Annotated in this window: 29 protein-coding genes and 1 other RNA gene; 13 read left to right on the forward strand and 17 right to left on the reverse strand. The window is 66.8% G+C overall.

Annotated elements, in window-relative coordinates:
• Nucleotides 1-11: 11 nt before the first annotated feature.
• The 4 genes from ACX9MO_RS04450 to ACX9MO_RS04465 form a co-directional block, all read right to left on the reverse strand.
• On the reverse strand, nt 12-509 hold the full coding sequence (locus ACX9MO_RS04450) for a CAP domain-containing protein (RefSeq protein ID WP_222491850.1): 498 nt from the start codon (nt 507-509) through the stop codon (nt 12-14).
• Between the two features lie 164 nt (nt 510-673).
• The gene (locus ACX9MO_RS04455) at nt 674-2,008 is read right to left on the reverse strand and encodes an 8-oxoguanine deaminase (RefSeq protein WP_222491848.1); all 1,335 of its coding nucleotides are present in this window, start codon (nt 2,006-2,008) and stop codon (nt 674-676) included.
• A gap of 246 nt (nt 2,009-2,254) precedes the next feature.
• Nucleotides 2,255-3,058: a histidinol-phosphatase gene (gene hisN, locus ACX9MO_RS04460; protein WP_462213666.1), complete on the reverse strand. Its 804-nt coding sequence runs from the start codon at nt 3,056-3,058 to the stop codon at nt 2,255-2,257.
• A 55-nt stretch (nt 3,059-3,113) separates the two neighbouring features.
• Nucleotides 3,114-3,482, reverse strand: coding sequence for a helix-turn-helix domain-containing protein (locus ACX9MO_RS04465; RefSeq protein ID WP_222491844.1), 369 nt, complete (start codon nt 3,480-3,482; stop codon nt 3,114-3,116).
• Nucleotides 3,483-3,810: 328 nt separating this feature from the next.
• Here ACX9MO_RS04465 and ACX9MO_RS04470 point away from each other — a divergent pair, with 328 nt between their 5' ends.
• Nucleotides 3,811-4,770, forward strand: coding sequence for an NADPH:quinone oxidoreductase family protein (locus tag ACX9MO_RS04470; RefSeq protein ID WP_462213667.1), 960 nt, complete (start codon nt 3,811-3,813; stop codon nt 4,768-4,770).
• Nucleotide 4,771: 1 nt separating this feature from the next.
• On the opposite strand, the gene ACX9MO_RS04475 is transcribed toward ACX9MO_RS04470, so the two are convergent.
• The gene (locus ACX9MO_RS04475) at nt 4,772-5,623 is read right to left on the reverse strand and encodes a LysR family transcriptional regulator (RefSeq protein ID WP_462213668.1); all 852 of its coding nucleotides are present in this window, start codon (nt 5,621-5,623) and stop codon (nt 4,772-4,774) included.
• Nucleotides 5,624-5,750: 127 nt separating this feature from the next.
• On the opposite strand from ACX9MO_RS04475, the gene ACX9MO_RS04480 reads away from it, so the two are divergent.
• Together ACX9MO_RS04480 and ACX9MO_RS04485 are read left to right on the forward strand one after the other, a co-directional pair.
• The gene (locus ACX9MO_RS04480) at nt 5,751-5,969 is read left to right on the forward strand and encodes a DUF1127 domain-containing protein (protein WP_222491839.1); all 219 of its coding nucleotides are present in this window, start codon (nt 5,751-5,753) and stop codon (nt 5,967-5,969) included.
• 277 nt (nt 5,970-6,246) lie between these two features.
• Nucleotides 6,247-6,984 (forward strand): Bax inhibitor-1/YccA family protein, encoded by a 738-nt coding sequence (locus ACX9MO_RS04485; protein ID WP_222491837.1) that lies wholly within the window; start codon nt 6,247-6,249, stop codon nt 6,982-6,984.
• Nucleotides 6,985-7,102: 118 nt separating this feature from the next.
• On the opposite strand, the gene ACX9MO_RS04490 is transcribed toward ACX9MO_RS04485, so the two are convergent.
• The 5 genes from ACX9MO_RS04490 to rnpB form a co-directional block, all read right to left on the reverse strand.
• Nucleotides 7,103-7,333, reverse strand: coding sequence for a DUF2798 domain-containing protein (locus ACX9MO_RS04490; protein WP_222491835.1), 231 nt, complete (start codon nt 7,331-7,333; stop codon nt 7,103-7,105).
• A 305-nt stretch (nt 7,334-7,638) separates the two neighbouring features.
• Entirely contained in the window at nt 7,639-8,148 is a 510-nt protein-coding gene (locus ACX9MO_RS04495; RefSeq protein ID WP_222491833.1) for a GNAT family N-acetyltransferase, read from the reverse strand.
• 104 nt (nt 8,149-8,252) lie between these two features.
• Nucleotides 8,253-8,420 carry a 50S ribosomal protein L33 gene (rpmG, locus tag ACX9MO_RS04500; protein ID WP_008885060.1) on the reverse strand — a complete coding sequence of 56 codons (168 nt, stop codon included), beginning with the start codon at nt 8,418-8,420 and terminating at the stop codon, nt 8,253-8,255.
• A gap of 235 nt (nt 8,421-8,655) precedes the next feature.
• Entirely contained in the window at nt 8,656-9,447 is a 792-nt protein-coding gene (locus ACX9MO_RS04505; RefSeq protein WP_462213669.1) for a PRC-barrel domain-containing protein, read from the reverse strand.
• Between the two features lie 239 nt (nt 9,448-9,686).
• An RNA gene (gene rnpB, locus ACX9MO_RS04510) (RNase P RNA component class A) lies at nt 9,687-10,105 on the reverse strand.
• 196 nt (nt 10,106-10,301) lie between these two features.
• On the opposite strand from rnpB, the gene ACX9MO_RS04515 reads away from it, so the two are divergent.
• The 10 genes from ACX9MO_RS04515 (at nt 10,302) to ACX9MO_RS04560 (ending at nt 19,180) form a co-directional block, all read left to right on the forward strand.
• Nucleotides 10,302-10,757, forward strand: a complete 456-nt coding sequence (locus tag ACX9MO_RS04515; RefSeq protein ID WP_222491829.1) for a universal stress protein — start codon at nt 10,302-10,304, stop codon at nt 10,755-10,757.
• 101 nt (nt 10,758-10,858) lie between these two features.
• Entirely contained in the window at nt 10,859-11,422 is a 564-nt protein-coding gene (locus ACX9MO_RS04520) for a NifU family protein (protein WP_222491827.1), read from the forward strand.
• Between the two features lie 9 nt (nt 11,423-11,431).
• Nucleotides 11,432-12,010 (forward strand): tRNA (adenosine(37)-N6)-threonylcarbamoyltransferase complex dimerization subunit type 1 TsaB, encoded by a 579-nt coding sequence (gene tsaB / locus ACX9MO_RS04525; RefSeq protein ID WP_462213670.1) that lies wholly within the window; start codon nt 11,432-11,434, stop codon nt 12,008-12,010.
• A gap of 25 nt (nt 12,011-12,035) precedes the next feature.
• Nucleotides 12,036-12,452 (forward strand): GNAT family N-acetyltransferase, encoded by a 417-nt coding sequence (locus ACX9MO_RS04530; RefSeq protein WP_462213671.1) that lies wholly within the window; start codon nt 12,036-12,038, stop codon nt 12,450-12,452.
• A 159-nt stretch (nt 12,453-12,611) separates the two neighbouring features.
• Nucleotides 12,612-13,601, forward strand: a complete 990-nt coding sequence (locus tag ACX9MO_RS04535; protein WP_222491821.1) for a BMP family lipoprotein — start codon at nt 12,612-12,614, stop codon at nt 13,599-13,601.
• Between the two features lie 4 nt (nt 13,602-13,605).
• The gene (locus tag ACX9MO_RS04540; RefSeq protein ID WP_462213672.1) at nt 13,606-15,243 is read left to right on the forward strand and encodes an ABC transporter ATP-binding protein; all 1,638 of its coding nucleotides are present in this window, start codon (nt 13,606-13,608) and stop codon (nt 15,241-15,243) included.
• A 106-nt stretch (nt 15,244-15,349) separates the two neighbouring features.
• On the forward strand, nt 15,350-16,447 hold the full coding sequence (locus ACX9MO_RS04545) for an ABC transporter permease (RefSeq protein ID WP_462213673.1): 1,098 nt from the start codon (nt 15,350-15,352) through the stop codon (nt 16,445-16,447).
• Between the two features lie 3 nt (nt 16,448-16,450).
• Nucleotides 16,451-17,416, forward strand: a complete 966-nt coding sequence (locus tag ACX9MO_RS04550; RefSeq protein WP_462213674.1) for an ABC transporter permease — start codon at nt 16,451-16,453, stop codon at nt 17,414-17,416.
• Between the two features lie 89 nt (nt 17,417-17,505).
• Complete coding sequence (locus ACX9MO_RS04555) at nt 17,506-18,414, forward strand: sulfite exporter TauE/SafE family protein (RefSeq protein WP_222491813.1); 909 nt, start codon at nt 17,506-17,508, stop codon at nt 18,412-18,414.
• A 1-nt stretch (nt 18,415) separates the two neighbouring features.
• Nucleotides 18,416-19,180 carry a TIGR02186 family protein gene (locus ACX9MO_RS04560; protein ID WP_462213675.1) on the forward strand — a complete coding sequence of 255 codons (765 nt, stop codon included), beginning with the start codon at nt 18,416-18,418 and terminating at the stop codon, nt 19,178-19,180.
• Between the two features lie 55 nt (nt 19,181-19,235).
• On the opposite strand, the gene ACX9MO_RS04565 is transcribed toward ACX9MO_RS04560, so the two are convergent.
• The 7 genes from ACX9MO_RS04565 to ACX9MO_RS04595 all read right to left on the reverse strand — a co-directional run bounded on the left by ACX9MO_RS04565 (nt 19,236) and on the right by ACX9MO_RS04595 (nt 24,728).
• Nucleotides 19,236-20,105: a lysophospholipid acyltransferase family protein gene (locus ACX9MO_RS04565; RefSeq protein WP_315900480.1), complete on the reverse strand. Its 870-nt coding sequence runs from the start codon at nt 20,103-20,105 to the stop codon at nt 19,236-19,238.
• An 87-nt stretch (nt 20,106-20,192) separates the two neighbouring features.
• Entirely contained in the window at nt 20,193-20,471 is a 279-nt protein-coding gene (locus ACX9MO_RS04570; protein WP_222491808.1) for an HPr family phosphocarrier protein, read from the reverse strand.
• A 5-nt stretch (nt 20,472-20,476) separates the two neighbouring features.
• Nucleotides 20,477-20,869: a PTS sugar transporter subunit IIA gene (locus ACX9MO_RS04575; protein WP_462213676.1), complete on the reverse strand. Its 393-nt coding sequence runs from the start codon at nt 20,867-20,869 to the stop codon at nt 20,477-20,479.
• Nucleotides 20,870-20,900: 31 nt separating this feature from the next.
• On the reverse strand, nt 20,901-21,833 hold the full coding sequence (rapZ, locus tag ACX9MO_RS04580) for an RNase adapter RapZ (protein ID WP_462213677.1): 933 nt from the start codon (nt 21,831-21,833) through the stop codon (nt 20,901-20,903).
• A gap of 31 nt (nt 21,834-21,864) precedes the next feature.
• The gene (locus ACX9MO_RS04585; protein ID WP_462213678.1) at nt 21,865-22,311 is read right to left on the reverse strand and encodes an HPr kinase/phosphorylase; all 447 of its coding nucleotides are present in this window, start codon (nt 22,309-22,311) and stop codon (nt 21,865-21,867) included.
• Between the two features lie 3 nt (nt 22,312-22,314).
• Nucleotides 22,315-24,027: a sensor N-terminal transmembrane domain-containing protein gene (locus tag ACX9MO_RS04590; protein ID WP_462213679.1), complete on the reverse strand. Its 1,713-nt coding sequence runs from the start codon at nt 24,025-24,027 to the stop codon at nt 22,315-22,317.
• On the reverse strand, nt 24,027-24,728 hold the full coding sequence (locus ACX9MO_RS04595) for a response regulator transcription factor (RefSeq protein ID WP_222491800.1): 702 nt from the start codon (nt 24,726-24,728) through the stop codon (nt 24,027-24,029). Before ACX9MO_RS04595 ends, ACX9MO_RS04590 begins: the two co-directional genes overlap by 1 nt.
• Nucleotides 24,729-25,044 lie beyond the last annotated feature (316 nt).

The following is a 25,044-nucleotide window of genomic DNA, read 5'->3' on the forward strand; positions in this document are numbered from 1 at the left end:
GCACTGGCCGGTCAGCAGAGACGCGCGAACACGGCGACCCAGTAGGCCCGGCCCTGCGCGACCGCGCGGGCGGTGCCGATATGGTCGACCCGCGTGTCGAGCATCGCCGTGCGGTGGCCGGGGCTGCGCATCCACTCGATCGCGGTCTGTCGCGGCGTGTCCTGACCGAAGGCGATGGTCTCGGAGGTGCGGCAGGCGGAGAGGCCTGACTCGCGCACGCGCTTGACCACCGTCTCGCCGCGGCCATCGTAGTGACTGAAGTAGCCGTTGCGCGCCATGTCCGCGGCGCGGGCTGCGGCGATCCGGTCCAGCTCTGAGAGGCTGCGCAACAGCGGCAGCCCCTGCTGGCGGCGCATCTCGTTCACCTCCCCGGCGAGAGAGGCGCTCGACTGGCCCTGTGCGGCCGGATCGACGGTGAAGCGCAGGCCCGTCGGCACCGAGGAAGCGGCGACCGGAAGCGCAGCCAAGAGGAGCAGGAGCAGCGCGCCAAGCAGCAGAAGGCCCGACACGGGATCACGCGCAGGATCGCGCGCCGTCTGGACGTCGCCCTGCCGAGGGGGCCTTTGCGCGCGGGTCCGGTTCTGTCTCATGTGTCTTCCGATCAGCAGCCGCCGCGCGGCAGGGATACCGGCCGTCAGCGCCAGCTGGATGTGTTCGCGATGTCAGGCCCCGCTCAGCCCATCAGGGCCCGGGCGAGGGCAGTCTGCCGGGCGAGGGTTGAGGAAAGGTCAATCGTCGCCATGTGATGATCCCGGACCACCGCGCGCCCGTCAACGAAGAGGTCGCGCACCCGGGTCGGACCGGCGAGGAGCAGCGCAGCCGGGTCCCAGCTGCCCGCGCTCTCCACCCCCGAGACATCCCAGACGGCGATATCGGCGCGCTTGCCCGGGGCGAGGCGGCCGCAGTCGGGCCGCCCCAGCACATCCGCGCCGCCGCGGGTGGCGATCTCCAGCGCCTCGCGCGCGGACATGGCATCGGCCCCGCGGGCGACGCGTTGCAGCAGCATCGCCTGGCGCGCCTCCAGCACGAGGTTGCCCGCATCGTTCGAGGCCGAGCCGTCGACGCCGAGCCCCACCGGCACGCCCGCGTCGCGCATGGCGCGCAGCGGCGCGATGCCCGAGCCGAGGCGGCAGTTGGAACAGGGGCAATGGGCGACGCCGGTCCGGCTGCGGGCGAAGAGGTCGATCTCCTGCCCATCGAGTTTCACGCAATGGGCGTGCCAGACGTCGGGGCCGGTCCAGCCGAGGTCTTCGGCGTATTGTCCGGGGCGGCAGCCGAAGGTCGCCAGCGAATAGGCCACGTCCTCGTCGTTCTCGGCCAGGTGGGTGTGCAGCATCACCCCCTTGTCGCGGGCCAGCAGCGCGGCGTCACGCATCAGCTCGCGGCTCACCGAGAAGGGCGAACAGGGCGCGAGGCCGACGCGGACCATGGCGCCCTCGGAGGGATCATGGAACGCATCGACCACGCGGATCATGTCCTCGAGGATGGCGGCTTCCCGCTCCACGAGGCTGTCCGGCGGCAGGCCGCCCGCACTTTCGCCGATGCTCATGGCGCCGCGGGTGGGATGGAATCGCAGGCCGATCTCGCGCGCGGCGGCGATCGTGTCTTCGAGCCGCGCGCCGTTGGGATAGAGGTAGAGATGGTCCGAGGTCATCGTGCAGCCGGAGAGCGCGAGCTCGGCCAGCCCGGTGAGGGCGGAGACATGCATCTCCTCGGGGCCGAAGCGTTCCCAGATCGGGTAGAGCGTGCGCAGCCAGCCGAAGAGCAGCGCGTCCTGACCGCCGGGCACCGCGCGGGTGAGGCTCTGGTAGAGGTGATGATGCGTGTTCACGAGGCCGGGCGTGATGACGCAGCCGCTGGCCGGGATGACCTCGCCCGTCGTTTCCAGCCCCTGCCCGATGGCGGCAACCTTGCCGTCGCGGATCAGGATATCCGCGCCCGACAGCTCGCTGCGGTCGTCGTCCATTGTGAGGATGCGGTCTGCACCGCGGATCAAGGTCTCGGGCATGGGGCGCTCCTCCGGTGGCGGGATCGGGATAAGTTACGCAGAAGAGCCCGCCCGACGCCAGTGTGACCGGGCGGCGGAGCGGGACCGCAGGGGACAACGCGGATGGCGAGGCCTCGGGTAGGCACGTCCATGTGCACGGGTCAGAGGCAGCGGATCGCCGTTTGGACACGGTCGGTGGCGGCCAGCGACGGTCTGTCGAGGCCGGCCATCTGAGGCAGGGCAGTTGAAGAACGCCGCCCGCGCCGATCAGTCGAGACCGGCGTCGGACAGGATCGCCAGCGCCGCCGCGTGGACCTCGGCATTGGCCGCCGCCAGCACCCGGCCGCCGCCATGGGCCTTGCCGCCCGCCCAGTTGGTGACGATGCCGCCCGCCGCCTCGATCACGGCAATCGGCCCACCGACATCGTAGGGATGCAGCCCGGCCTCGATCACGAGGTCGATCTGCCCCGCCGCGAGCAGCGCATAGGCGTAGCAATCGGTGCCGTAGCGGACGAGGCGCACTTCGCCGGCCACCGCGCGGAAGGCCGCGCCCTCGGCGGGGGTGCCGACCTCGGGGAAGGTGGAGAAGAGCGTCGCCTCGGCAAGCGGCCGCGCAGGCCGGACGCCGAGGGCGACCTTGCCCAGCGGGCCGGTCATCTCGGAGACGCCAAGGCCGCCGACGAAACGTTCGCCGGTATAGGGCTGGTCGATGATGCCGAAGATCGGGCCGCTGTCGTCGGACAGCGCGATCAGGACGCCCCAGGTGGGCGTGCCGCTGATGAAACTGCGGGTGCCGTCGATCGGGTCCAGCACCCATGTCAGGCCGCTGGTGCCCTCGAAATTGCCCATCTCCTCTCCGAGGATGCCATCCTCGGGACGGCGGGCGGCGAGGATCTCGCGCATGGCGGCCTCGGCGGCGCGGTCGGCCACCGTGACCGGATCGAAGGCCGCGGCATCCTTGTTGTCCGCGGTCAGATCGGTGCGCCGGAAATGGGGCAACACGGCCCGGCGTGCGGCATCTGCCAACGCATGGGCCGTGTCGATGATGTCTGCGATCTGCTCAGGTGTCATGTCCGCCCCGCCTCTGTGGTACAAGGGGCAGGGCTACCGCAGCAGAGCGTTTCGCTCAAGCCACGTCGGACAGGACGCGGGCAAGCTCGAACAGGCGACGACGCTGATTCTCCGGGATGGAATAGTAGGACCGGATCAGGTCCAGGGCTTCCTTGTCGCCCATCAGGTCGGCGGGCACATTGCCCTGTTCACGTTCGGTCTGACCGTCTTCCAGCCCTTCGAAGAAGAAACTGACCTGCACGTCCAGCGCATCGGCGATGTCCCAGAGGCGGGATGCGCTGACACGGTTGGCACCGGTCTCGTACTTCTGGATCTGCTGAAACTTGATCCCGACACGCTCTGCCAATTGTTGCTGGGTCATTCCGACAAGCCAGCGACGATGACGGATGCGTTTACCAACATGAACATCTACAGGGTGAGTCATATGGCGGCTCCTTCAACTACCTTACTAGTGCGGGCATAAGAAGAGGAGCGCCTGAACGCCGCCCCAACCCAGTCCCTAGTTAAATTACGCCGTGCATCCCTTCAGCGTGGCGTTGATCGTAACAGCTTTGACCTTCAAATCAAGAAAGATACACACGACACGCGAGTAACTCCGCGCAGCGGCGACAATTCTAGCGGGAACCCTGCATAGCTGTCTCCAGATGCGACAATAGACGGCCAAACCCCTTGTTTTCAGCCCTTCCGGAGGAGCGTTGCGCCGCGGGCGCCTCCGCCGCTAGGCTGCACCGGCTCCACAGGATGAGGTTCTGATGAAATCCCTGCAAATCAAAAAATTCGGCGCGGCGCCGGTCTGGACCGAAACCGGGACACCGATTCCCGCGTCCGGGGAAATCCTCGTGAGGATAAAGGCTTGCGGCCTGAATTTCGCCGACACGCTGATGATCGAGGGCAAGTATCAGGACATGCCACCGCTGCCGATCACCATGGGGATGGAGGTCGCCGGGATCGTGGAGGCCCTTGGCCCCGACACCACCGGACCGGCGCCCGGCACACGAGTCGCGATCTACGGTGGGTCGGGCGGGCTCGCCGAATACGGGTGCTTCCCCGTCGAACGGGTTGTTGCGATACCGGAAACGATGAGTTTCGAAGACGCCGCCGCCCTGCAGATCGCCTATGGCACCAGCCACGTTGCTTTGCAGCACAAAGCACGGCTGGCGCCCGGTGAAACCCTTCTGGTGCTGGGGGCGGCGGGGGGCGTGGGCCTGACCGCGGTGGAGATCGGCAAGCTGATGGGCGCCCGGGTGATCGCCTGCGCCCGCGGCGCCGAGAAGCTGGAGATTGCACGTCATGCGGGTGCCGATCACGTGATCGACAGCGGCTCCGACGACCTCCGCGAAGTGGTGAAATCGCTTGGCGGGGCCGACGTGGTCTATGACCCGGTGGGTGGCGATCTCTTCACCGCGGCCTTCCGGGCCTGCAAGCCCGAGGCGCGAATCCTGCTGATCGGATTCGCCAGCGGCAAACTGCCCGAGGTGAAGCCGAACCACATGCTGGTGAAGAACATCGACCTGATGGGCTTCTACTGGGGCGGCTACCTCAAGTTCCGCCCCGAGGTGATCACCGAGAGCCTCGCCCAGCTGGTCGCCTGGCACGGCGAGGGCAGGATCAAGCCTCACATCAGTCACCTGCTGCCGCTGGCGCGCGCTGAGGAGGGGCTGGACCTGCTCCGCACCCGCCGCTCCACCGGCAAGGTGGTGATCACGATCTGACCTATTTGCAGCGGAAGTGGGCGCGCAGCATGTCTCCCATCCGCTCCGTCACCTCGCCGGCGGTGCGGGGCTGAAGGTACATGTTGATGTTCTGCGCGGGCAGTTGAGGCAGGTCGCCGCCGTGATCGATGGTCGAGAGGTAGGAGGCCTCCGTGCCCTCGATCATCGCCCCCACCGCGAGGTCGGCCGAGATCGTCGCCTCGACGGTGCGGTCGCTGTCGGTCTCGACCGCGTTTTCCCAGTCGATGCCCCCCTCCTCCAGCGCGCGAATCGCGCGGGGCCGGAACAGGCAGTTCCGACCGGAGGCAAACCGCAGCGGCCGCTGCCGCCAGGCCGAGCCCTCGGGCGCGCCGATCCAGACCAGCGGGCGCTGGTCCAGCGTCTCGCCCCCCTCGCCCACCGAGACCTCGGTGGTCAGGATGATGTCGAGCTCGCCCCGCGCGAAATCTTCCTTGAGCGCGGTCGTGTAGGCCGAGACGAGATGCACCTTCATGCGCGGAAACTCGGCGTTGAAACGCTGCAGCACCTTCGGCAGCACCGGGTAGACGATGTCATGAGGCACGCCGAGGCGAATCTCGCCCTCGAAAACCTTGCTGGTCAGGCGCGACATGGCCTCGTCGTTCATCTCCACCATGCGGCGGGCATAGCCCAGCAGCTGCTCGCCCTCTGCGGTCAGGGCCACCCGGCGGTTGGCCCGGTCCAGCAGCGCAAGACCCAGCAGATCCTCCAGCCTTTTCAGCTGCATGGAGACGGCGGACTGGGTGAAGTTCAGCACCCCCGCCGCCCGGGTGACGCCGCCATGGTCGGCCACCGCCACGAAGCTGCGCAGGGCGGTCATGTCGAGGTTTCTCATATCATCACCAATATTGATGCCAGACCGAAAGAACATTCATTTTCAATATTGATCATACTGCGCCATATCCATCAACAGAAATAATTCAATACGCCGGACTTATCAGCAAACGGAAAGGATGGAAGAGATGGCGACCTTCACGCAACTTAACACCCGCACCGTGACGACCCCCCGGCCGCAATTTGCGATTCTGGGTTGGTTGTTCACCCTCATGGCCGTGTCCCGCAGCCGCACCAAGCTGGCCGAACTGGACGACGCCCTGCTCAACGACATCGGGGTGACCCGTGCCGAGGCGCTCAAGGAAGCGCAGCGCCCGATCTGGGATCTCGGCGGCCTGCGCGGCTGACCCCGCCCCTTGCGGACCGGACCGCCCGCGGACAGCGCCCCCTCGCTGCGTCCCGCGGGCATCCACGCCAGATCGACTGGCCCGGTTCGTCGGCCCGCTGCGCGGGCCGCACGCCCGCCGGAGCGGCCCATTTGGCCGGACCGGCGGGCGCTGACGTAATTGTCAGACAGATGACACCATTTCGAGAACACAAGTTCTTGAAATGTGCCCCTTCCTTCCCGATATTTCGAAGCGAACGGTCCCGCATGGGACATTGACCTGTTTTCGGGAGGCTTGAATGGCTGAATTCAACACGATGCGCACCGCTGCCGGCACGCGCAGCGCCGCGATTGACGAGGGCCTTCGCGCCCACATGAACAAGGTCTACGGCACGATGTCCGTGGGCATGTTCCTGACCTTCCTCGTGGCATGGGCCGTGGGCTCCAGCCCCGAGCTTCTGAGCGTCTTCCGCGATCCGATGACCCTCAAGCCGAACATCCTCGGCTGGATCATCATGTTCGCCCCGCTGGGCATGATCTTCGCCTTCGGTGCAGCCATCAACCGGCTGTCCGCCGCTGGCGCGCAGCTCTTCTTCTATGCCTTCGCAGCCGTCATGGGCCTGTCGCTGAGCTGGATCTTCGTGGCCTTCACCGGCATGTCGATCGCCCAGGTGTTCCTCGTGACCTCGATCTCCTTCGCGGGCCTGTCGCTCTGGGGCTACACCACCAAGAAGGACATCTCCGGCTGGGGCTCCTTCCTGATCATGGGTGTGATCGGCCTGATCGTCGCCTCGATCCTGAACATCTTCATCGGCTCGGGCGCACTGGCCTTCGGCATCACGATCCTCGGCCTGCTGATCTTTGCCGGCCTGACCGCCTATGACACCCAGAACATCAAGGTGACCTACCTGCAGCACGCCCACACCGGCGACAGCGAATGGCTGGGCAAGGCCGCGATCATGGGCGCGCTGAACCTCTACATGGACTTCATCAACATGTTCATGTTCCTGCTTCAGCTGATGGGCAACCGCGAGTAAGCCCTTCCAGCCTGACGCCTTTCGAGGGCCGGTCCTGCGGGACCGGCCCTTTTCATTTGCGGCGCTGTCTGGTTGGGACTGCGCCTTTTGCCTCCGCATCTGCATGCGACCGCACCCGTCAGGTGCGGCAGCGATGCACGAGGACGGCCAGGCGGAAGGCCAATGGTCCTACGGCCAGCGACAGGACGAAAGCGATCGGCCAGGCGCGGAGGAAGCTCCAGCCCCAGTGCGCCAGCCAGTCGGGCTGCGGCCCGGCCTGAACGTAGCCCATGATCAGTGTCATGGCGGCGGCCATCATCAGGGAGATGAAGACCTGGGCGGTGAGAACGAGGGATTTCGTGTGCTGCATTCTGTGCTCCTTGAGGGGAGATGCAGCGGGCCCGGCAGGTCACGACGAAGCATCCCCCGGTGTCGGGTGGATGCCGCGGGATCCTCGGGCGAGGTGCGTGCCTGCCGCGCGGGGCAACAGGGGACCGGGTTAACCAACCGGCCCACCACTTTTCGGCCCCTGCCTCTTAGGGGAAGGCCGCGCCTCGGGCAAGGCATCCGTGGCGAGGACGCGCCTGCGCGGGCCTCGGGCGCGGGAGGGGGCTGTCTGCCCCCCGGGGCCGGCGGCCCCTCCCCCGAGGATACTTGGAAACAGTGGATGGGGCGTCAGGCGAGGCTGCGCTGCATCTGGACCACCGGGAAGTAGAGGCCGGGCACGAGGCGGGTCTCGACCTTCGCCAGCGTCTCGAAGCCCTGCGCGCGGTAGAAGCCTGCGGCCGTGAGCGTCGAGAGGCAATGCACACGTGTGACACCGGCGTGGCGGGCATGGGCAAGGATATGGCCCAGAAGCCGCTGGCCGTGGCCCTGCCGGACGGCGTCGGGGTCGACGGCCACGTGGCGGATATGAGCCTCGCCGGTGCGGGCGGCGCGCCCGTGGGGCGAGGTGTCCGTCCAGCCACCGGCGGCGAGCAGGCGGCCATCGCTGTCCTGGGTGAGGAAATAGGTGCCGCAGCCCAAGAGCGCGGGCCGGGCCTGCCCGATGTAGGGCAGCGCCTCGGTCAGGAGCGCGGGGGCATAGTCGGCGGCAAGGAGCGCGCGGTAGGACCGGCTGAGCAACCGACTGAGGGCGTCGGCGTCCGAGGGCGCGGCGGGGCGGATCGTGAGCGTGTCACACATGGGATCATGTCCTGTCGGAAGAGGGAGACAGGGCGCGACCCGGAAAGAGAAAAGCCGCGCTCTGGAAGGGCGCGGCTTTGCATCTTGTCAGTCCGTCGGAGGGCTTACTTGATCTTGCCTTCCTTGTACTCGACGTGCTTCCGCGCGACCGGGTCGTACTTGCGTACGGTCATCTTCTCGGTCATCGTGCGAGCGTTCTTCTTGGTCACGTAAAAGTGGCCCGTGCCCGCGGACGAGTTCAGGCGGATCTTAATGGTGGTCGGCTTCGCCATTTGTCTTCTCCTGCGCGGGGTGCGGCACCCTGAAGGGTGCACGTCGCCCGTGAAATCTCATGAAGCCCGCCTTTTACCGATGCCCGACGATGAGTCAACCACCATCGGCGAGGTTTTTGGCGGAATAGGCAGAAAAACGGCCCCTCCCGGCGGGAGCAGGCCGGAACGAAACAGGGGGCGGCCGAAGCCACCCCCTGCGCGGGACCGCCAGTGCGGCCCCAAGTGTCGGGCCGGATTATTCCACCGGGGCCGTGGTGCCAGCCGAACCGGAGTTCATCATGGCATCGTTGTCGGCCTCTGCAGCCTGTTCGTCGGCGGTGACGAACTCGGGCGCCGCTTCGAGGTCGGCCTGGGTGGCCGAGGTCACGAGGCGCGGGTTGCCGGCATCGTCGGCGACCACGTCCAGAGCGGCCATCTCGATGGCAACGGATTTCTCACCGAGGCCGAGGAAACCACCCACGCCGATCACGACGCCTTCGACGTTGCCGTCCATGGAGATGATGAAGTCGGAGATGTCACCGACGTTCTCGTCCATGTCGTTGTAGACGGTGGCGCCCAGCAGATCCTGTGCGAGGATCGTGTCGCCGTCCTGCATGGTAATCTGACCGTCCACCGGCTTGGCGGGCTCTTCGGCCGCGGCCATGTCCGTGTCGGCGGCGGTATCGGTGCCCATGCCGGTGGCGCTGTCTGCCGGCATCGTGCCGTCGGCCGCCATGTCGGTGGAACCGTCAGCAGGGGTCATCTCGTCGGCGGCCATGTCGGTCGACTCGTCCGAGGGCATCGCCTCGTCCGAGGCCATGTCAGTCGACTCCTCGGTCGGCATGGTCTCTTCGGCAGCCATCTCGTCGGTGGCACCGGCCTCAGGCGCCGTTGCCTCGGCGGAGGCGGCGGCATCGGCTTCGGGCATGACCTGTGCGTCAGCGGGGGCTTCTTCGGTCGCCGACTGTGCGTAGGCGGCGGAAATCGGGGCTGCGGCCATCAGGGCAATCAGGGCGGCGCGGCTGGTGGTCTGGAACATCGTTTTCATAACTTGGTCCTCCTCAGGAAGGCCCGCCGTTCGAGGGATGAGGCAGGCCGCGTTGTCATCGGCAGCACAACCCGCCTCCCCTCTTGCGGTTCCCCGAAAAAATCATTGGACGCAGGCACGTTAGCGCCTGTCAGCCGCGAAATCATCGGCGGAAAATGGATCACGCGCCCCTCCCGGGGCCGCACGGCGGCGTGATTTTCCGGAACGCCTGCAACGGGTTCCCTGAGGCTTGGAATTTTTTGCGCGGAGGGCCTGTAAGCCGGATTCTGTCCGGGGAAAAAATCCCCTGGATGACCATTCATCTGGACGCGGGATTGCCCCCGCGCCTGTAGCTGCCAACCCGGACCCTCGAACCAAGGCGATCCTGCGGCGGTATCGCTTGCGCGACCGGCCCGCGACGGGGTCCCTATTTGGCATTGCTCCCGGTGGGGCTTGCCGTGCCGGTCCGGTTGCCCGTCCCGCGGTGGGCTCTTACCCCACCGTTTCACCCTTACCCTGCCCCTTCTTGCGAAGACGGACCCGATGGTCCGGCCAGGGCGGTCTGTTTTCTGTGGCGCTTTCCCTGGGGTTGCCCCCGCCGGGCGTTACCCGGCACCGTTGCCTTGTGGAGTCCGGACTTTCCTCGACAGCAGGCTGCCGCGGCCATCCGGCCCTCCGCGCGAGGGCGGGGTATAGCGCAAGGAGGGTTTCGCGCAAGCCCTGTTGGCCCCATTCGCCCCTGCCGGTCTCCGCGGGTGCGGCATCAACAAGGGGCGGCCCTGCCGGACGCGCCTTGCAATTCGCGCATGGCGCTAGCCCATTGCCTGCCCCTCGCCCGGCTGTCATGATCCGCGCCGAAGAGGGGTCATATCACCATGCGCAAGTTTCTCGTCGTCCTCGATGACAGCCGTGAATGTCTGAACGCCATGCGCTTTGCCGCCATGCGCGCTGCCAACACCGGCGGCGGGGTGGCGATTCTCTCGGTCATCGCGCCGGAGGAGTTCAACCACTGGCTCGGCGTGGGCGACATCATGCGCGAAGAGGCCCGCGAGCGCATCGTGGCGCATTTCGAGGTCTTCGCGAAATGGATGCGGGACCGGCAGGGCGTCGACCCGGAGCTGGTGATCCGCGAAGGCGAGGCGGTGCCCGAGATCCTCGCGCAGATCAAGGAAGACCCCGAGATCGGTGTCCTCGTCCTCGGGGCGGGCACCGAGAAGGCGGGCCCCGGCCCGCTCGTCACCCAGATGTCGCGCAATTCCGGCAGCCTGCCGGTGCCCGTCACCATCGTTCCCGGCGACATGTCCAAGGAACGGCTGGAAGCCATCACCTGACGGGCCCTCGAGAGATGGCCGCCAATTTAGAATGATTCCAAACCTTGACCCGGAGCGGGACGAGGCGCATATAGGTTGCCACAGCAAAACAGGGGCCACAGATGTTCATTCAGACCGAATCCACCCCGAATCCCGCCACGCTGAAGTTCCTGCCGGGTCAGACCGTGCTGGACACCGGCACAGCCGATTTCCCCACCGCCGAGGGCGCCTCCGCGTCGCCGCTCGCGACCCGCATCTTCTCCGTGCCCGGCGTTGCCGGTGTCTTCTTCGGCAATGACTTCGTCACCGTGACGAAGACCGAAGCAACGGAATGGGACCATATCAAGCCGGCGATCCTCGGCGCGATCATGGAGCACTACCAGTCCGGCCAGCCCGTGATGGCGGGCGAGGGCGTCGCACCGGCAGGCCATGCCGAGCATGACGGCCCCGACGGCGAAGTGGTGGGCCAGATCAAGGAACTGCTCGACACCCGCGTCCGGCCCGCCGTGGCGCAGGACGGTGGCGACATCACCTTCCACGGTTTCGACCGCGGCGTCGTCTACCTGCACATGCAAGGCGCCTGCGCAGGCTGCCCCTCCTCCACGCTGACGCTGAAGATGGGGATCGAGAACCTGCTGCGGCACTACATCCCGGAAGTGACCGAAGTCCGCCCCGTGGCGGTCTGACCCGGTCTCATGTCCGATCTTCTGACCCTCGGGTTCGACACATCGGCCGCGCATTGCGCGGCCGCTTTGCTGCGGGGTGACACCCTGCTGGTGGCCCGCGCCGAGGAGATGACCCGCGGCCAGGCCGAACGGCTCTTCCCCCTGCTGGAGGAGGTGCTGGCCGAGGGCGGCGTCACCTGGGCCGAGCTTGACCGCATCGGCGTGGGCGTCGGCCCGGGGAATTTCACCGGCATCCGCATCTCCGTCTCCGCCGCGCGCGGGCTGGCGCTCTCGCTCGACATTCCCGCGGTCGGGGTCAGCACCTTCGAGGCCATCGCGCTACTGGCCCCCGGGCGCACCGCCGCCGTATCGGCCCCGCGCGATCACCTCTATGTCCTCGCCCCCGGCGGCACGCCCGAACTCCTGCCCGCGGCAGAGGCCGGCGATCCCGCCCTGCCCCCAGCGGGCCCCACGCTGGCCGAGGCCATCGCCCGTGTCGCCGCGCAGGCCGGGACCGAGGGGCTCACCGCCCCCGCGCCCCTTTACCTCAAGCCCGCCGATGCCGCCCCGCCGCGCGACCCGGCGCCGCGTATTCTCGATGATGCCTGAAATGGCGCCCGGGATGACGCCCGATATGACACCCGACGACCTCGCCCGCATCCACGGGGCGAGCTTCGTCATGCCCGCGCCCTGGCCCGCCCGGGATTTCGCGGATTTCCTCGCCTCGCCGCTCTGCTTTGTCGAGACGGACGGCGCGTCGGGGTTCATCCTTGGCCGCGTCATCGCGGATGAGGCCGAACTGCTGACCATCGCCGTCGAACCCACCGCCCGTCGCCGGGGCAGCGGCGCCCGCCTGCTGGCGGCGTTCGAGGCGACGGCACGGGCACGGGGGGCGACGACCGCCTTCCTCGAGGTGGCGGTGACGAACGATGCGGCGCGCCAGCTCTATACCGGTGCGGGCTGGCAACTCACGGGACGGCGCCGGGGCTATTACCACCCGCCGCAAGGCGATGCCGTGGATGCTGAAATCATGAGCAAGCAATTGACGTAACCCCCGGTTCCGTTAGGCAATCCGACGCCGGGGCGGGTGAGTTTGCTATTGACCCCCAAAGGGGGCTCAGTCCTAAATCGTGTCTGATCAACCAAGATCCGCAGGCGCGACCGGGCCGGACAAGTGCACCGGGCGCCTGACACCAACCGGGAGACGACAATGACCCTGATGACGAAATTCCTCGGCGCGGCCGCAGGCCTCGCCCTGACCGCCGGTGCCGTCGCCGCCGAGCCTGCGCTGATCTACGATCTTGGCGGCAAGTTCGACAAGAGCTTCAACGAAGCCGCCTTCAACGGCGCGACCCGCTGGGCCGACGAGACCGGCGAGAGCTTCCGCGAGATCGAGATGACCTCGGAAGCGATGCGCGAGCAGGCCCTGCGCCGCTTCGCCGAATCGGGCGCCAACCCGATCATCATGACCGGCTTCGCCTTCGGCGACGTGCTGGGTGAAGTCGCCCCCGACTACCCCGACACCAAGTTCGCCATCGTCGACATGGTCGTCGATCAGCCCAACGTCCGCTCGGTCGTCTTCAACGAGCACGAAGGCTCCTACCTCGTCGGCATGCTGGCCGCGATGGCCTCCAAGTCGGGCACCGTGGGCTTCGTCGGCGGCATGGACATCCCGCTGATCCGCAAGTTCGCCTGCGGCTATGCGCAGGGCGTCAAGGCGGCCAACCCCGATGCAACCGTGATCCAGAACATGATCGGCACCACCCCCGCCGCATGGGGCGACCCGGTGAAGGGCTCGGAACTGACCAAGGCGCAGATCAGCCAAGGCGCGGACGTGGTCTATGCCGCGGCCGGCGGTTCGGGCGTGGGCGTGCTGCAGACAGCCGCGGACGAAGGCATCTACTCCATCGGCGTGGACAGCAACCAGAACTACATGCACCCCGGTTCGGTCCTGACCTCGATGATGAAGCGCGTCGACAACGCGGTGTATGACGCCATGAAGGCGGGCACCGACCTCGAGGTCGGCATCAACGTCATGGGCCTCGGCAACGGCGGCGTGGGCTATGCCCTCGACGAGTTCAACGCCGAGCTGATCACCGACGAGATGAAAGCCGCCGTGGACGATGCCGCCACCAAGATCGCCTCGGGCGAGATCGAGGTGCACGACTACATGGCCGACAGCACCTGCCCGGTCCAGTAATCCCGTGACCGGCGCAACGCAGACAGAGGAGCGGCAGGCAACTGCCGCTCCAGCCATTGAACTGAGAGGGATCTCCAAGGCCTTCGGACCCGTCCAGGCCAACAAGGACATCTCGATCTCGGTCAAGAAGGGCACGATCCACGGGATCATCGGCGAAAACGGCGCCGGTAAATCCACGCTCATGTCGATCCTCTACGGGTTCTACAAGGCCGACCGCGGCGAGATCCTGATCGACGGCAAACCCACCTCCATCCCCGACAGCCAGGCCGCCATCGCGGCGGGCATCGGCATGGTGTTCCAGCACTTCAAGCTGGTCGAGAATTTCACCGTCCTCGAGAATGTCATCCTCGGCGCCGAGGACGGGCCCCTGCTGCGCCCCTCGCTGGCCAAGGCGCGGCGCTCGCTGACGGACCTGTCGCGCGAATACGAGCTGAACGTCGATCCCGACGCGGTGATCGAACAACTCTCCGTCGGGCACCAGCAGCGTGTCGAGATCCTCAAGGCGCTCTACCGGCAGGCCGAGATCCTGATCCTGGACGAGCCCACCGGCGTGCTGACGCCGGCCGAGGCCGACCACCTATTCCGCATCCTCGACAACCTCCGCAAGGAGGGCAAGACGGTCATCCTGATCACCCACAAGCTGCGCGAGATCATGGAGATCACCGACACGGTGAGCGTGATGCGCCGCGGCGAGATGACGGCGACCGTGAAGACCGCCGAGACCAGCCCCGAGGAGCTGGCCGAGCTGATGGTGGGCCGCAAGGTGCTGCTGCGCGTGGACAAGACACCCGCGACGCCGGGCGAAACGGTGCTGTCGGTCAAGAACCTGCAAGTCACCGATGGCCAGGGCGTGGAACGGCTGCGCGGCATCTCCCTCGACATCCGCGCGGGCGAAATCCTCGGCATCGCGGGGGTGGCGGGCAACGGCCAGTCCGAGCTGATGCAGGTTCTGGGCGGCCAGATCCTGAACGCCAAGGGCGAAATCACCCTGAACGGTCAGCCGCTGGCCCTGTCGGGCCACAGTGCCGACGGCATGGCGCGGCGTGCCGCGGGTATCGCCCATGTGCCCGAAGACCGGCAGCGCGAGGGCCTGATCATGGACTTCGCCGCGTGGGAGAACGTGGCCTTCGGCTATCACCGCGATCCGGCCTACCAGAAGGGCCTGTTGATGGACAACGCGGGGCTCCTGCGCGAGACCGAAGGCAAGATGGAGCGTTTCGACGTGCGTCCGCCGAACCCGCGCCTCGCGGCCAAGAACTTCTCGGGCGGGAACCAGCAGAAGATCGTCGTCGCCCGCGAGATCGAGCGCAATCCGGACCTGCTGCTGGTGGGCCAGCCCACGCGCGGCGTGGACATCGGCGCGATCGAGTTCATCCACCAGGAAATCGTGCGCCTGCGCGATCAGGGCAAGGCGATCCTGCTGGTCTCGGTCGAACTGGACGAGATCATGTCGCTCTCCGACCGGGTGGCGGTCATGTTCGATGGCCGCATCATGGGCTTCCGCGATCCCGCCACGGCGGACGAACGCGAACTGGGCCTCTTGATGGCCGGGATCGAGGGCGAACCCGACCAGCCCGAGTGGAAGGCAATCGAAGAAAACATGAAGGCCGTGGAAGACGGGGGCACGCCGCCCAATGGCTGATCCCCGCACCGCCCCTTCCGCCGCCCGTCGCGGCCCGGTGCGTCCGACCGCCCCGGCCCGTCGTCACACCGCCCCCGCCCCCCTTCCCGCAACGGAGACCTGATCCATGGACAAGATGCCGGCATGGGCGGATATCGTCCTGATCCCGCTCATCTCGCTGCTGCTGGCGGCGCTGATCTCGGCGCTGGTGATCCTCGCCATCGGCGAAGACCCTTGGGCGGCGGTCAAGCTGATGGTCGACGGGGCGCTCGGCTCCACCTACGGCTGGGGCTACACGCTCTACTACGCGACCAACTTCATCTTCACCGGGCTGGCCGTCTCGGTCGCCTACCATGCGCAGCTGTTCAACATCGGCGGTGAAGGTCAGGCGACGCTGGGGGGCCTTGGCGTGGCGCTGATGTGCCTCTTCATTCCGTGGCCGCACTGGACGCTGGCGGTGCTCGGCGCGGGCCTTGCAGCGGCTGCCTTCGGCGCGCTTTGGGCCGCGATCCCGGCCTACCTTCAGGCCAAGCGCGGCAGCCATATCGTGATCACCACGATCATGTTCAACTTCATCGCGGGCGCGCTGCTGAACTACCTGCTGGTCAATGTGCTCAAGCCCATGGGCTCGATGGACCCGGCCACCGCGCGCTTCCCCGAGGCGACCAACCTGCCGACGCTGCACGAAATCCTAGCGCCCATCGGCATCAACTTCTCCAAGGCGGCCCCGGCCAACGTGGCCTTCCTGATCGGCCTCCTAGCCTGCGTCGCGGTCTGGCTGCTGATCTGGCGCACCAAGCTGGGCTACGAGATCCGCGCCTATGGCAAGAGCGAGAGCGCGGCGGTCTATGCCGGGATCTCGCCGGTGAAGATCATCATGATCGCGATGCTGATCTCGGGCGCGCTGGCGGGCATGATGGCCGTCAACAACGTCATGGGCGAGGCAGAGCGCCTCGTGCTGAACTCGACCGAAGGCGCGGGCTTCATCGGCATCGCCGTGGCGCTGATGGGGCGCAACCACCCCTTCGGCGTGCTGCTGGCCGCGATCCTCTTCGGCTTCCTCTACCAGGGCGGGGCCGAGCTGGCGCTCTGGACCCAGATCCCGCGCGAGCTGATCGTGGTGATCCAGGCGCTGGTGATCCTCTTCACCGGAGCGCTCGACAACATGGTGCGCCTGCCGCTGGAACGGCTGTTCCTCGCTCTGCGCCGCCGGCAGGAGGGCTGAGCCATGGATTACATGACGCTGCTCCAGGTCCTCGACTCGACCGTCCGCCTTGCGACGCCGCTGCTGCTGGCCTGCCTTGCCGGGCTCTACTCGGAACGGGCGGGGATCGTGGACATCGGGCTCGAGGGCAAGATGCTGATCGCCGCGCTTTTCTCCGGAGCCATCGCCTATGTCACCGGATCGGTCTGGCTGGGCGTGCTGGCCGCGGTCGTCTCCTCGACCATGCTGTCGCTGGTGCACGGTCTGGCCTCGATCACCTTCCGCGGCAACCAGCTGATCTCGGGCGTGGCGATCACCATGTTCGCGCAGGGCATCACCGTGCTGATCGCGCAGCACTGGTTCAGCCAGGGCGGGCGCACGCCTTCGCTCTTCGGCGGCGCCCGCTTCGAGCCGCTGACCCTGCCCTTCGCCGAGAGCCTCCAGCCCGTGCCCGTCCTCGGCCCGCTCTACTACGAGCTCATCTCGGGCCATTCCATGCTGGTCTACGTGGCCTTCCTCTGCGTGCCCCTGACGTGGTGGGTGCTGTTCCGCACCCGCTTCGGCCTGCGTCTGCGCGCCGTGGGGGAGAACCCCGCCGCCGTGGACACCGCCGGTGTCTCGGTCGTGCGGCTGCGCTACGCGGCGATCGTGATCTGCGGCGTGCTCTGCGGGCTGGCGGGGGCCTACCTCGCGACCGGGCTGCAGGCGGGCTTCACCAAGGACATGACGGCAGGGCGGGGCTACATCGCCCTCGCCGCGCTGATCTTCGCCAAGTGGCGGCCGTGGTACGCGCTCTATGCGACGCTGCTCTTCGGGCTGCTGCAGGCGGTGGCACTGCGCTACCAGAACATCAACCTCGGCGGGATCGTCATCCCGGTGCAGGTGATGGATGCCCTGCCCTACATCCTGACGGTGGTGATCCTCGCCGGCTTCGTGGGCAAGGCCACGCCACCCCGGGCTGCCAGCCAGCCCTACATCAAGGAACGCTGACGGAACGCGCCCCAAGGGGCGCGTTTTTCTATGGCGGCCATAGATCATCCCCCGTTGCGGCAACGCGGCATTTGGGGCTAGGAGAGGCCATGACGATCTACCTGCCCATTGCTGAGGTTTCAGTGAACGCCTTTCTCCTGCTGGGGATCGGCGGGTTGGTGGGGATTCTCTCGGGCATGTTCGGCGTCGGCGGGGGCTTCCTGATCACGCCGCTGCTGTTCTTCGTCGGCATCCCGCCCGCGGTCGCCGTGGCCACCTCGGCCAACCAGATCGTCGCCTCCTCGGTCTCGGCGCTCTTCGCCCATGTCAGACGCAAGGCGGTCGATTTCCAGATGGGCTTCGTCCTGCTGATAGGGGGCCTCGCGGGCTCAGGCATCGGCGTCTACATCTTCAACCTGCTCAAGTCGATCGGCCAGGTCGATCTGCTGGTGCAGCTCTGCTACGTGATCTTCCTCGGCATCATCGGCGCGCTGATGTTCGTCGAAAGCCTGAACGCCATCCGCCGCGCCAAGCGCGCGGGCCCCGCGACGCCGCACAAGCGGCACCGCAACTGGGCCCACAAGATGCCGTTCAAGATGCGCTTCCGGGTCTCGGGCCTCTATATCTCGGTCATTCCGCCCTTCCTCGTGGGGGCGGCCGTGGGGATGCTGGGCGCCATCATGGGCGTCGGCGGCGGCTTCATCATGGTCCCGGCGATGATCTACCTGCTCCACATGCCGACCAAGGTCGTGGTGGGCACCTCGCTGTTCCAGATCATCTTCGTCGCGGCCTTCACGACGATGCTGCACGCGATCACCAACCAGACGGTGGACATGGCGCTGGCGGTGCTGCTGCTGCTTGGCGGGGTCATCGGCGCACAGGCGGGCACGTGGATCGGCGCGCGGATGAAGGCCGAGCAGCTCCGCATCCTGCTGGCGGGCCTCGTGCTGATGGTCTGCGGCAAGATCGCCCTCGACCTGCTGCTCACCCCCTCCGAACTCTACACGATCGGGGATTGAGATGCGGTTCGCGGCCAGCCTCCTCCTGCTCCTGATCTCGGCCCTGCCGCTGCGCGCGCAGGACGAGGAAGTCGTCCTCGGCCTGTCCCAGAACCGGGTGGCAATCACCGCCAGCTTCGACGGTTCGGAAATCCTCGTCTTCGGCGCGGTGAAACGGCAGGCGCCGATTCCCGAACAGCCGATGGAGGTGATCATCACCGTCGCCGGCCCCGATGGCCCCGTGACCCTGCACCGCAAGGCCCGCAAGGCCGGCATCTGGGTCAACGCCGACACGGTGCGGATCGACCGCGCGCCCAGCTTCTACGCCGTGGCCACCACCGGCCCGCTGGACAAGATCCTGTCCCAGACCGAGGACCTGCGCCACGAGGTCTCGATCCCGCGCGCCGTGCGCTCCGTCGGGGTCAGCGAAGTGGTGGCCGATCCGGGCAATTTCACCGATGCGCTGATCCGCATCCGCGAGACTGAGGGCGTCTACCAGCAGCTCGACGGAGAGGTGACCTTCGACCAGCAGACGCTGTTCCGGACCAAGATCACCCTGCCCTCGAACCTGACCGAAGGCTCCTATCCCACGCGGATCTTCCTGACACGCGGCGGTGCCGTGGTGGCGGATTTCGAGACGGTGATCGACGTGCGCAAGGTCGGCCTCGAACGCTGGCTCTTCGTGCTGTCGAGGAACCAGCCCGTCGTTTACGGCGTGCTGTCGCTGGTGATCGCGGTCGTGGCAGGCTGGCTGGCCTCTGCCGTCTTCCGCTGGTTCCGCCGCTGACCCCGGGGGCCGTGGCGCAGCCATGTTGCAGGCCCGACAGGCGTTGAGAGACCAGTTACTGTCCGAGGTCGAGCGTGTGCTGCCGCAGCCAGGCCATGAAGCCGCGCGGATCGCTCTGCAGCCGCTCCATCTGTGCATCGGTCAGCGGCTTGCCCACCACCGGTGCCTGCGGCTTGTTCAGCGCGTGGACGATCTCGTGCAGCAGGAGGCCCTGCCGCAGGATCGGCGACAGCCGATTGGCGATCTGGTACCAGCGCGAGTTCGAACCGGGGAAGAAGACCGGCACCACCCGCGCACCCGAGCGACGGATCATCTGCGCGGTGAAGACGTTCCACTCTGCCTCGATGGCCGGGCCGAACATGGTTTCGGACGAGGCCACGACGCCCGAGGGGAAGAGGCTGATCAGCCCGCCCTCCTTCAGGTGGGCCATGGCGTTGGCGCGCATCTCGACCGACTTGCGCTGCACGTCCACGTCATGCGGGAAGGGCACCGGGATCATGTAGGAGGAGGCCACCTCGTCGATGCCGGTCAGCACGGAGCGGGTGAGGATCTTGTAATCCAGCCGGCGCCGGCCCACGAGATCGGCAAGGATCATCCCGTCGACCATGCCGTGCGGATGGTTCGCCACCAGCACCACGGGGCCGGTTTCGGGGATCAGGTCGATCTGCGCCTGCGGGGTGGTCAGCGGGATGCCCATGACATCCAGACAGGCGCGCCAGAAGGCCTGCCCCTGCGGGGCGCCCTGCTTCTCGAACTTGCGGATCAGCCGCAGGATCGTCAGCTTGCCGGTCATCCACTCCATCGCGCGGATCAGGTTGCGCGGCAGCGGGTCTTCGAAGGTGTTGGAATAGGTCAGGCTGCGGCGGTCGTACTTCGTCTGACCGCCCGACTGGACGCCCGTCTGGGCCCCGCTATCAGGCCTCACGATGTTGCCCGCATTCCGCCGGTTGCCATGATACGAGTCTACCACTTGGCCGCCACCTGTTCTTCCCGTTGGCCCCTCGGGGCGCCGTCACATCTCCTCGCCGAACCGGTCGGCCACCAGCGCCTCGAGCGCATCGGCGAGGGCCTCGGCATCGGGTCCGGAGGTTTCGACTTCAATAGTGGTTCCCTTCGAGGCTGCCAACATCAAAAGGCCCATGATGCTGTCGCCGGAGGCGGACATGCCGTCACGGGCGATTTCCGCGCGCGCGTCGAAGCCTTCCGCCACTTCCACCAGTTTCGCCGAGGCGCGGGCGTGCAGCCCCTTCTCGTTGATGATCTTGAGTTTGCGGGTGATGGTCGTGCTCATAAGCCTCAGGTTCCGCTGACATTCTGACTGTCGATATATTTCCTGCCCGCCTCCGTGGCAGCCCGAACCGCGTCGGGCAAGGCCAGATGGCGGGATTTCGCCAGCTTGATCAGCATCGGCAGGTTGGCCCCGTAGAGAATTCGGCGGTTTTCCGGCTGGCAGGCCCGCAGCGAGAGGTTCGAGGGCGAGCCGCCGAACATGTCGGTCACCATGACAACGCCGTCGCCGTGGTCGACCTCGTCCGCCGCCGCACAGATCTCGGCCTGCTTGCTGCCCCGGTCATGGTTAGGTTCGATGGCGATGGCGCGGATACCCGGCTGATGCCCGACCACATGTTCCATGGCGGCCAGGTACTCCGTGGCCAGCCCTCCATGTGCGACGATGACGATTCCGATCAAAGCCGGGTTTCCTTCCGCGCGCCTTGGCATCTCACTTCGTGGCGGCGGTCTGACGCCGTTCCAGTTCTCGGTGTCTAATTGACACCTGCCAGCCCTTTTCCGCAAGGGTCTTCGCCAGCGTTTCCGCCAAGGTAACCGAGCGGTGTTGCCCGCCGGTACACCCGAATCCGATCGTGAAGTAGCTCTTGCCTTCCGCCACGTAGGCCGGCAGCAGCATCTCGGTCAGATCGAGGAGCTTGTCGAAGAAAGGTGCGAACCGGGGGTCCGCCTTCACGTAGTCCTGAACCGCCGGGTCCCGCCCGTCGAGCGGTCGCAGCGCCCGGTCCCAGTGCGGATTGCGCAGGAAGCGGGTGTCGAGCAGCATGTCCCCGCCCCGCGGCAGGCCGCGCTTGTAGCTGAAGCTCTCGACCGAGATCGCCAGCGTCTGCTCCGCATCGGTGGCAAACCAGCGGCCGATCTCGTCGCGCAGGTCGTGCACCGTCATCTCGGAGGTGTCGATCAGCACGTCAGCGCGGGCCCGGATGCGGCCCAGCAGGTCCAGCTCCATCGCGATGGCCGCCTCGGCGGTCTCCTCGGAGGACAGCGGGTGGCGACGCCGGGTTTCCGAATAGCGGCGCTGGAGGATGTCGGCGCGGGCGTCGAGGTAGAGCACCTCCAGCGGCACCACCGTATCACGGCCCAGCTCGTCGATGATCTCGACCATCTTCTGCGGCGAGAAATCCCGGTTCCGCACGTCGATGCCAAGGACCAGCGAGCGTGGCAGCGGCCCGGTCAGCAGGCGCGGCAGCAGCGACAGCGGCAGGTTGTCGATGGTCTCGTAGTCGAGATCCTCCAGCGCCCTGAGCGCGGTGGAGCGCCCCGCCCCGGAGGGCCCCGTGACGAGGACGAGGCGTGGCCCCGTGGCCTGCTCGCGCGGGTGATCCGGGCCGGGGGCGGCGCTGTCGGTGGGGGGCTGGTCGGTCATCTGGTCGTTCCGGCGTTGCGCCAGCCTCGCCTCAGGCGTGGCGGCCGGCCTTGAGATATTGCAGAATCGCGGCCGGGAAGTGCCGCATGGGACTATTGTGAAGCAAAGGGTAGTCCGACCCCAGCACTTTTATTCTGCGCTGCGGCGGAAGCCGTTCGCCCTCGGGCCGATCCAGATCGACCACCAGCGCCAGCGCCGCGGGTCCGCAGGGCGTGGCATTCAGGATGCCCACCTGCCGGGCCTCGATCCGGCCGCGGATCGCCTCGGGCGCGTCGAGCCAGACCCGACCCTCCCGCGCAGCCACGCAGGTCCGGTCATCGGCGACCAGTCCCGCACCCATGGCCATCAACTCCAGCGCCAGCGCCGACTTGCCGCGCCCGGCGGCCCCCAGAACGAGAACAGCGCGGCCCGCGAGGGCCACGCTGCTTGCGTGCAGGATCAGCGGCGCATCGCCCGCCTGCGCGATCTCGCGCATCATGGATCAGACCGGCAGGCCGACGACGAACCGTGCGCCAAGCGGCTCCGAGGTGATGTCGGCATCGGTCGGGCGGATGTTCTCGGCCCAGATCACGCCGCCATGGGCTTCGACGATCTGCTTGGAGATCGCGAGGCCGAGGCCGGAGTTGTTGCCGAAGTCATTCTCGGGCCTGTGCGAGTAGAAGCGCTTGAAGATCTTCGTCAGCGACTGGTCCGGGATGCCCGGGCCGGTATCCTCGACCACCACCAGCACCCGGTTCTCGCGGCGCCGGGCCCAGACCCGGATCGCGTCGCCCTCTTCGCAGAAGGAGGTGGCATTGGTGATCAGGTTGACGAAGACCTGCGCCAGACGGGCCTCGAGACCGTTGATCACGATCTTGTCGTCCGGCAGGTCCGAGATGAAGTCGATCCCCTTCTCCGCCGCCTGATCGCCGAGGTACTGGTTCAGGTTGCCCAGCATCTTGAGCAGGTCGAAGGGCTCCTCGTCCTCCTTCACCAGCTCGCTGTCGAGGCGGGAGGCATTGGAGATGTCGCTGACCAGACGGTCGAGACGGCGCACGTCGTGGTCGATCACGTCGAGCAGCTTCTCGCGGTGCTCTTCCTTCTTCACGAAGCGGAGCGAGCCCACGGCAGAGCGCAGCGAGGCGAGCGGGTTCTTGATCTCGTGGGCCACGTCGGCGGCAAACTGTTCGTTCGCGTCGATCCGGTCATAGAGCGCCGAGACCATGCCACGCAGCGCACCCGAAAGGCGCCCGATCTCGTCCGGGCGGGCCGTGAGGTCGGGGATGCGCACGCGGCTCGGCGCCTTCTTGCGGGTGTCGCGGTCACGCCCCACTTCCGCCGCGGCGGCAAGGTCCGAGAGCGGGTTGGCGATGGTCGAGGCCAGCACGATGGAGAGCCCGATGGAGACCAGCGTCGCGATCACGAACATCTGCAGCACGCGTTCGCGTTCGGAGCGCACAAGCGCGTCGATCTCACCGCCGGTGGAAGCCAGCGCGACCGAGCCCACGGACTGCCCGTCCTGCCGGATCGGCGAGGCGGCGGCAAAAAGCGTGGTGGAGCCGTCCCCGGTGCGCGCCTCGCGTTCCACCACCGTGCCCTGCGTCAGGGCCGCATTGGAAAGTGCGCGCAGCTGGTCGGTCAGCGCCGGCGGCGCGATCTCGCGACGGCCGGAGGAGAAGACCGAGGTCATGCCGTCCCAGAGGAAGGTCAGGAAATCGGTGATCACCGTGCGGCCCTGGGTGGCAGTCGCGGGCAGGATGGTGCCGGCGGTCTTGCCGATCAGCGCCCCCTCGGCGTCGAAGACGTAAAGTTCCAGCCCCGGACGCAGGTCGAGCCCGGCCAGGGTGCGGGTGATGTCGGCCCCGTCGCTGAGTTGCGGTGCACCGGCGGAGACCGGCAACTGCGCCTCGAAGATGTTCGACAGCAGTTCGGATTCGCTCACGAGCGAGGACACGCGCTGCTGCACGAGGGAATCGCGCGAGGCGTTGAGATAGAGGATACCCGCAACCAGAACGTTGAGCGCGATCAGGTTGAAGATGATGATCTTCCGCGTGAGCGGGGACGCCCGCAACGAAAAGACACTGCGCCGCTCGCGACGGCTGCGCAGGGACTCTTCGGCGGATGCGTTGGGGGCAACATAATCGTCGCCCAGCACGACATCTCCGCTGCGTTCGGACGCAACATCGCGCAAGCTGAACCTCTCGACGAGTGCCATTACTCTTCGTTGTATCTGTATCCGATGCCGTAGAGCGTCTCAATCGCCGAGAAATCGGGATCGGCCGTCCGCATCTTCTTCCGCAGGCGCTTGATGTGGCTGTCGATCGTGCGGTCATCCACGTAGACCTGATCGTCATAGGCCACGTCCATCAGCTGATCGCGGCTCTTCACGAAGCCGGGACGCTGGGCCAGGGCCTGCAGCAGCAGGAATTCGGTCACCGTCAGCGACACGTCCTTGCCCTTCCAGGCGACGGAGTGGCGCAGCGGGTCCATCCGCAGCTCACCGCGGACCATGACCTTGGTGTCCTCGGTCTCGGCCACGACCTCGCCCGCCTGCACGTCCTGCCGACGCAGCAGCGCGCGGATGCGCTCGACCAGCAGACGCTGGGAGAAGGGCTTCTTGACGTAGTCGTCCGCGCCCATGCGCAGGCCGAGCACCTCGTCGATCTCATCATCCTTGGAGGTCAGGAAGATGACGGGCATGGTCGTCTTCTGCCGCAGGCGCTGCAGCAGGTCCATGCCATCCATTCTGGGCATCTTGATGTCCAGAACGGCCATGTCCGGGAGTTTCTTGTTAAACGCGTCCAGGGCGGCCTGGCCATCGTTGTACGTCTCTACCTCGAACCCTTCCGCCTCAAGGGTCATGGCAACGGATGTCAGGATGTTCCTGTCATCGTCGACCAGAGCGATCTTCGACATGAAAGATTTCCTCGTGCTGCTCTAATTGCCTGATTTTTTCTTTCAATATGCGCCCTTTCGCGACGTTCGATCAATCCCAAAACACGAATCGGCCATGCGAGCGTGGCGAAAATGTGGCAAAAAGGTCTTACACAAGACTGAAGAGCCCCCGCTTCGCCTGCCGCTGCGGCAGGGTGTAGCAGGGCGTCGGCGGGTGATTGCGCTAAACCGGACTTGGTTGCGCTAACTGCGCAAAACCGTCCTGTTCCTTTTTATAAACGACATGTTATGAGGCCCCTCATCGGCGCCGTCGACGCTGATCGGCGGGCGCGCTCCG

Source organism: Pseudooceanicola profundus (genome assembly GCF_054919315.1).

What these genes read in the sequence shown, in the direction of transcription:
- ACX9MO_RS04585 (WP_462213678.1), bottom strand. Translation starts at nt 22,311, where the DNA reads ATGATGCGCGAGATCGCGCAGGCGGGCGATGCGCCGCTGATCCTGCAC.
- ACX9MO_RS04595 (WP_222491800.1), bottom strand. Translation starts at nt 24,728, where the DNA reads ATGTCGAAGATCGCTCTGGTCGACGATGACAGGAACATCCTGACATCC.
- ACX9MO_RS04530 (WP_462213671.1), top strand. Translation starts at nt 12,036, where the DNA reads ATGACACCCGACGACCTCGCCCGCATCCACGGGGCGAGCTTCGTCATG.
- ACX9MO_RS04505 (WP_462213669.1), bottom strand. Translation starts at nt 9,447, where the DNA reads ATGAAAACGATGTTCCAGACCACCAGCCGCGCCGCCCTGATTGCCCTG.
- ACX9MO_RS04545 (WP_462213673.1), top strand. Translation starts at nt 15,350, where the DNA reads ATGGACAAGATGCCGGCATGGGCGGATATCGTCCTGATCCCGCTCATC.
- ACX9MO_RS04570 (WP_222491808.1), bottom strand. Translation starts at nt 20,471, where the DNA reads ATGAGCACGACCATCACCCGCAAACTCAAGATCATCAACGAGAAGGGG.
- ACX9MO_RS04480 (WP_222491839.1), top strand. Translation starts at nt 5,751, where the DNA reads ATGGCGACCTTCACGCAACTTAACACCCGCACCGTGACGACCCCCCGG.
- ACX9MO_RS04590 (WP_462213679.1), bottom strand. Translation starts at nt 24,027, where the DNA reads ATGGCACTCGTCGAGAGGTTCAGCTTGCGCGATGTTGCGTCCGAACGC.
- ACX9MO_RS04495 (WP_222491833.1), bottom strand. Translation starts at nt 8,148, where the DNA reads ATGTGTGACACGCTCACGATCCGCCCCGCCGCGCCCTCGGACGCCGAC.
- ACX9MO_RS04465 (WP_222491844.1), bottom strand. Translation starts at nt 3,482, where the DNA reads ATGACTCACCCTGTAGATGTTCATGTTGGTAAACGCATCCGTCATCGT.
- ACX9MO_RS04550 (WP_462213674.1), top strand. Translation starts at nt 16,451, where the DNA reads ATGGATTACATGACGCTGCTCCAGGTCCTCGACTCGACCGTCCGCCTT.
- ACX9MO_RS04470 (WP_462213667.1), top strand. Translation starts at nt 3,811, where the DNA reads ATGAAATCCCTGCAAATCAAAAAATTCGGCGCGGCGCCGGTCTGGACC.
- hisN (WP_462213666.1), bottom strand. Translation starts at nt 3,058, where the DNA reads ATGACACCTGAGCAGATCGCAGACATCATCGACACGGCCCATGCGTTG.
- rapZ (WP_462213677.1), bottom strand. Translation starts at nt 21,833, where the DNA reads ATGACCGACCAGCCCCCCACCGACAGCGCCGCCCCCGGCCCGGATCAC.
- ACX9MO_RS04455 (WP_222491848.1), bottom strand. Translation starts at nt 2,008, where the DNA reads ATGCCCGAGACCTTGATCCGCGGTGCAGACCGCATCCTCACAATGGAC.
- rpmG (WP_008885060.1), bottom strand. Translation starts at nt 8,420, where the DNA reads ATGGCGAAGCCGACCACCATTAAGATCCGCCTGAACTCGTCCGCGGGC.
- ACX9MO_RS04515 (WP_222491829.1), top strand. Translation starts at nt 10,302, where the DNA reads ATGCGCAAGTTTCTCGTCGTCCTCGATGACAGCCGTGAATGTCTGAAC.
- ACX9MO_RS04485 (WP_222491837.1), top strand. Translation starts at nt 6,247, where the DNA reads ATGGCTGAATTCAACACGATGCGCACCGCTGCCGGCACGCGCAGCGCC.
- ACX9MO_RS04520 (WP_222491827.1), top strand. Translation starts at nt 10,859, where the DNA reads ATGTTCATTCAGACCGAATCCACCCCGAATCCCGCCACGCTGAAGTTC.
- ACX9MO_RS04490 (WP_222491835.1), bottom strand. Translation starts at nt 7,333, where the DNA reads ATGCAGCACACGAAATCCCTCGTTCTCACCGCCCAGGTCTTCATCTCC.
- ACX9MO_RS04535 (WP_222491821.1), top strand. Translation starts at nt 12,612, where the DNA reads ATGACCCTGATGACGAAATTCCTCGGCGCGGCCGCAGGCCTCGCCCTG.
- tsaB (WP_462213670.1), top strand. Translation starts at nt 11,432, where the DNA reads ATGTCCGATCTTCTGACCCTCGGGTTCGACACATCGGCCGCGCATTGC.
- ACX9MO_RS04555 (WP_222491813.1), top strand. Translation starts at nt 17,506, where the DNA reads ATGACGATCTACCTGCCCATTGCTGAGGTTTCAGTGAACGCCTTTCTC.
- ACX9MO_RS04475 (WP_462213668.1), bottom strand. Translation starts at nt 5,623, where the DNA reads ATGAGAAACCTCGACATGACCGCCCTGCGCAGCTTCGTGGCGGTGGCC.
- ACX9MO_RS04560 (WP_462213675.1), top strand. Translation starts at nt 18,416, where the DNA reads ATGCGGTTCGCGGCCAGCCTCCTCCTGCTCCTGATCTCGGCCCTGCCG.